Origin of the sequence: Chroococcidiopsis cubana SAG 39.79, from assembly GCF_003991895.1 — a bacterium.
Taxonomy (GTDB): domain Bacteria; phylum Cyanobacteriota; class Cyanobacteriia; order Cyanobacteriales; family Chroococcidiopsidaceae; genus Chroococcidiopsis; species Chroococcidiopsis thermalis.
The window spans coordinates 1-4,620 of record NZ_RSCK01000199.1; the positions used below are offsets into that span (position 1 = coordinate 1).

The window sequence follows — 4,620 nt, forward strand, 5'->3', positions numbered from 1 at the left end:
CACTCGTCATGAAAAACAGAATTATAAATGTCGAGACTGTGGGCGGCAGTTCGTTGAAGCGCCGCAGTGGCGAATAATTACCAAATAATACTGCTGCTTGGCTTGGTTCGATCCCAATTCCAGTATCAGTTACCGAAATTTCAATTGCTGGTTCGTCAGTTTTGGTAATTGCTCGAATGCAAACTTGTCCGGTTTCAGTAAATTTAAAAGCGTTAGCCAAGAGGTTAGTTAGGACTTGTCGCAGTCGGAATTTATCGGCATAAATGCGCTCGACTTGACAATCGATGCTTAAGGGAATAGCCTTACAATTGCTCTCAATTTGAAATAAACGTTGTAGTTCTGTCAATAGAGGCATTAGCTCAAATTCTTCCCAATGCATCACCAATCTTCCGGCTTCAATTTTTGCCAGGTCGAGAATATCGTTAATTAAGGTGACGAGATTTTCTGCTGATTGATAGGCAATTTGAATGTATTCTTTTAACTCTACTTCGTTGTAGTAAAGTCCTTCTTTGAGCAATTTCAAATAATTAAGCGTGGCTGCTAAAGGCGTACGTAATTCATGACTGGTGGAGGAGAGAAAATCTGATTTGAGGCGATTGGCTTCTTCTGCCAGGGTGCGGGCAGTCTTTAGTTCTTGATTACGTCTTTCTAACAATTGCCTCTGTTGTCGTTCGTATTCATGCAATCGGTGCTGCATGACGGCAAGTGAGAGATGATTGGCTAGGGCTTGGACTAATTCTATTTCCGAACTCGTCCATTCTTTGCTTTGTCCTCGTTTTAATTCTCGCCAAGCCTCAAAAGAATGCCTCACTCTGGAAATACGTTCGTCAGGATCGAATCTTCCCGCCCAGGTAATATCAGTATCGATCGCATCGCGGAAAATGGTCAGGCAACCCAAGGTTTCACTACCATAATGCAAGGGCATAACAAATAGGCTGCGGATATTCGTAGTTTGAAAGGCAGGAGCAACTTCTAGTAACTCCGGTGCTTGATAAAGATTGGCGATCGCCACATACCCGTGCTGGGGGTTTCTACCAACACCAGCCATCAACTGTTGCCAAAATGGAGCGTTCTCCAACATCCCTTGAGGTTGGGCTTTATCGGTATAAATTTCTGCGATTTGTGCTTGCCCTGTAGGACAAAGATATAGTCTGCCACCAGAACCATCAACGCTGTTGACAATACTTTCAAGAGCAATTTGTAAAATTGTTTGAATTGAGTGGGGAGAGTGAAGCAGAGTCGAAATTTTGTTGATTAATTCTTGGCGAATAGCTCTTTCGCGTGCTTGCGTCAATAGTTGAGATTGAGAAATTGCGATCGCGAGGTGTTCTACCACGAGTCGCACCACGTCTAATTGTTCCTGACGAAAAGTTTTTGGTTGCGCGTGGTGACAAGCCAGCAGTCCCCACAACTGGCAATCGTGAAGAATTGGGATGACTAGGGAAGACTGCACCCCCATAGCTGTGAGATATTCGACGTGACAAGGATCGACGGGGCGTTGGAGAATTTCTGTAACGGTTCTTTGCTGAACTTCCTCTAACGTCAAATCTCCTGTAGTTTGGGGAGATTTTAAATAGCTGAGGCTAATCTGTTGTTGGGGAACGTCCACAATCGATCGCGCCCCAATTTTGACAAACATCTCCCGTGCGTGGGCAGGAATATCATCTGCGGGAAAGTGCAACCCTAGCAAAGATGGTAAACGCTTTGCCGCGATCGCTTCAGCAATCACTTGTCCCGTTCCATCAGGATGAAATTTATAAACTTTGACTCTATCTATTTGTAAAAATGCCCGAATCTCCTGCACTGCAACAGAGAGAATCTGCTGTAGTTCCAAAGATTGATGGATGCGATTCGTAATCCGATTTAACAGAGAATTTCGGTTCAGTCCCGCTCGATTTGGATGTTTTTTATGACGCATATTTTTGAAAGTCGGGAGTCGAGAGGATAAGAGGATAAGGGGGACAAGGAAGACAAGGGGGGCAAGGGAGAGCGCTCTCGAAAATTCTTTGAGTGTCCTCCCGCATTTCCCATACTTCCAACACTTCCCACACCCTTTCTTCACTGGTCACTCTCTCAGCCCCCTCAGCTCCCTGCTCCCTGCTCCCTGCTCCCTGCTCCCTATTCACTGATAACTGATTACCCATTTACTAATAATTCTTGCAATTGCCGTGAAATCTCATCTAACCCTGCATCTTTAGCTAAGAAAGCATCAGCTTCTTTACAGAAAATCTCGCCACTATTCAATTCATTTTTTCCAATAAATGCGGTCACTAACACGAGAATGGGAGGTTCTAGTAAAACTTCTCTGATATAGCGAATAAATTTCCGCCCGTCAATTTCTCCGTAAGCATCGGGTGGCAGAGACAGATCGACCATAATTAAGTCATACTGCCGCACATCTTGAATCAAATCTTCGATGAGCGAGGTAGCATCGTTGAAAATAGACACTTCAAAGGTGTTTTTTAAAAAACGCTGAAGTGCCATGCACCAATTGCGATCGTCATCTAGTACTGCGATTCGGCACATGAAAAGGTAAGCCCATAAAACTTGATAAATCTTTACTAAACGCAGGCAAATTTTGACTAACTTCTTTTAGCTTAAAACTAGATAACCATTCGTTAGTTAAAAAAATAATTAAGCTAGAGGCGATCGCAAGGCAGGTACGATCTCTGCCTCACAAGATAGCACTTTTAAGGAGAGCTGGACGGCAAAGTTTTAGTAAATAAACTTCTATACATCAATCTATAAATCTCAGTATTATCTATAGTAGGTTGCATCCTTGCAGCGTTCATTCCGTGTGCTTTGGCAACAATCGATCCGGCATTGTCGGCAAAACCAGTCCAGGCGATCGCAAATGGAAAACGCTGTCCTCTAGCGTCGGGTGCAGAAACAAAAGGTAACGTACCTGTACCATCTCTACCATCCAAAGGTGCGCCATTTTTCTGTCTAGGAGGTAAAGGCTGGTTCAGTGGCATATTGCTTATCTGTTCGCCAATGACTTCTAACCCGCTAGCATCGCTATCTGCGGCTGTTAATAACATAGTATTGGGATTTTGCTCGATAAACTTCATTGCTACCCCAACTGCATCATCTGCCCGTTTCATGGCTTCGAGACAGCCTTTAGCATTGTTGTAATTAGAAAAGTTATCCGTTCCTTCCTCCTCTTGAACGATAAAAAAGGGTTTCGATCTATTAGATAAAACCCTCAGCGTTGTTTGTAACATTTCTGCCGCAGTTGGCGCACTCTCGACATACAACGGTAGCTTTTGCTTTTTCAAATCCTCTTCTGGTTCATCGTTGTAAGTATCTTCAGCTGCAAATATGCCTAAAACTTTTTTGGTGTTAGTGGGTAGTTTCAATAGTTCCTCGCGGTTGTATACCACAGCATAACCTTTACGTTTTGCTAGATCGATTAGATTTACGCCGTCTTCTCGTTTACCTGACTTAGCATGTCGTCCAGTTTTTTCTTTAGGAAGATACCAAATTTCTCCACCACCCAAAATGATATCTACGCCAGACTCAACAATTTGTTTGGTAATCTCTGCGTGTGCTTGACGATTTTTTACCTTAGCTAAGAAAGCACCAGTACCAGGTTCGCTAATAATACCAGAGTTAATAATTGCTGTTGGAATACCTTGGGCGATCGCTTCTTGCATAATTGTCTGTGGCTTGCCTGAAAGCGCCGTCATTGGCTTTCCAGTTTCGTCTAAGCCGTAGGAGTCAGCATCTACCTTCACTCCCGTAGCATGAGTCACAGCGCCAGCATTAGAAGTGGCAGTCAGCTGATTTTTCATGTGTCCTAAATAGACACCAAGATGAGACATGCGATCCCAATTCAGCCTACCATCGGAACCGTAATTGAGAAAACGGGCAGCTCCCCAATGGGCAGCACTCGTACCATCGGGATGCAGAAAAATAACATTTCCAGTATCAAGGCTAGTACTTTGATTCGTCTGGGAAAAAGTGCGGGCAATAATAGTTAAAGTTGCGATCGCAGTTGTGGCAACTAAACCAATTGCGAATGGTTTGCGTAGCGTCATATAAAAAATCTTAGTAATTGGTAATTGGTAATTGGTGTTAGTTCTTTTGGCTCAGCCCATGTACATTTATATTGACTCTGTCTTCATCTGTCTTTAATCGTCAGGTGGGCATTGCCCACCATACATTGAAATTCTATTTTTAGTTTTATTTAAAAGTATTAGCCCAAATAATTAAAATAAAAAATAATAACAAAGGAATGCTAGATGTAAATGTAGCAAGTCCTAAAATAATCCTCCATGTCTTGTTTTTCCACTCTAACCCAATCAAAACCGTGCCAATTATAATAAAAATACTACTTGTTACGAGCATGACTAGACCAAGCCATCCAACTGCATAGCCGCATCCCCATCCTTCACAACCTAAACTATCTTGGTCGATTGTTAACAATTCATACAATAATTTTGCTGGATACCAGCACCATAAAATAAACAAAATCTTGAATATTAAGAATAATAATCTTAATGTTTTTTGCAGCGATCCAGCAATTCTTCTCATAAGAATTAGTGGGACTTTGTAAAGAAAGAGCGTGAAATCAGGGTAGAATACAAACCAAGACTCAGATTTACGTCAGTCTCGACA

The 4,620-nt window shown here is 42.5% G+C and carries 4 protein-coding genes and 2 pseudogenes; 1 reads left to right on the plus strand and 5 read right to left on the minus strand.

Annotated features, from left to right (window positions below; all coding sequences use genetic code 11):
* Positions 1 to 79 (plus strand): annotated as a pseudogene (locus DSM107010_RS43535) (IS1/IS1595 family N-terminal zinc-binding domain-containing protein); the annotation flags it as partial.
* A 48-nt stretch (positions 80 to 127) separates the two neighbouring features.
* Here DSM107010_RS43535 and DSM107010_RS36860 read toward each other — a convergent pair.
* The 5 genes and pseudogenes from DSM107010_RS36860 to DSM107010_RS36880 form a co-directional block, all read right to left on the minus strand.
* Positions 128 to 1,918: pseudogene (locus tag DSM107010_RS36860) on the minus strand (sensor histidine kinase); the annotation flags it as partial.
* Entirely contained in the window at positions 1,908 to 2,144 is a 237-nt protein-coding gene (locus DSM107010_RS36865) for a hypothetical protein (RefSeq protein ID WP_106170026.1), read from the minus strand. The gene DSM107010_RS36865 and the pseudogene DSM107010_RS36860, both read right to left, overlap by 11 nt.
* The gene (locus DSM107010_RS36870) at positions 2,137 to 2,526 is read right to left on the minus strand and encodes a response regulator (RefSeq protein ID WP_106170024.1); all 390 of its coding nucleotides are present in this window, start codon (positions 2,524 to 2,526) and stop codon (positions 2,137 to 2,139) included. The genes DSM107010_RS36865 and DSM107010_RS36870 overlap by 8 nt, the downstream gene beginning before the upstream one ends.
* A 164-nt stretch (positions 2,527 to 2,690) precedes the next feature.
* A complete protein-coding gene (locus DSM107010_RS36875) occupies positions 2,691 to 4,040 on the minus strand; it encodes an alkaline phosphatase (protein ID WP_106170022.1) in 1,350 nt (449 codons plus the stop codon).
* A gap of 145 nt (positions 4,041 to 4,185) precedes the next feature.
* Complete coding sequence (locus DSM107010_RS36880) at positions 4,186 to 4,536, minus strand: hypothetical protein (RefSeq protein ID WP_106170020.1); 351 nt, start codon at positions 4,534 to 4,536, stop codon at positions 4,186 to 4,188.
* Positions 4,537 to 4,620 lie beyond the last annotated feature (84 nt).

Bases quoted from the DNA above. Each gene is read 5' to 3' on its own strand.
- DSM107010_RS36865 (WP_106170026.1), bottom strand. From the start codon at position 2,144: ATGGGTAATCAGTTATCAGTGAATAGGGAGCAGGGAGCAGGGAGCAGG.
- DSM107010_RS36870 (WP_106170024.1), bottom strand. From the start codon at position 2,526: ATGTGCCGAATCGCAGTACTAGATGACGATCGCAATTGGTGCATGGCA.
- DSM107010_RS36875 (WP_106170022.1), bottom strand. From the start codon at position 4,040: ATGACGCTACGCAAACCATTCGCAATTGGTTTAGTTGCCACAACTGCG.
- DSM107010_RS36880 (WP_106170020.1), bottom strand. From the start codon at position 4,536: ATGAGAAGAATTGCTGGATCGCTGCAAAAAACATTAAGATTATTATTC.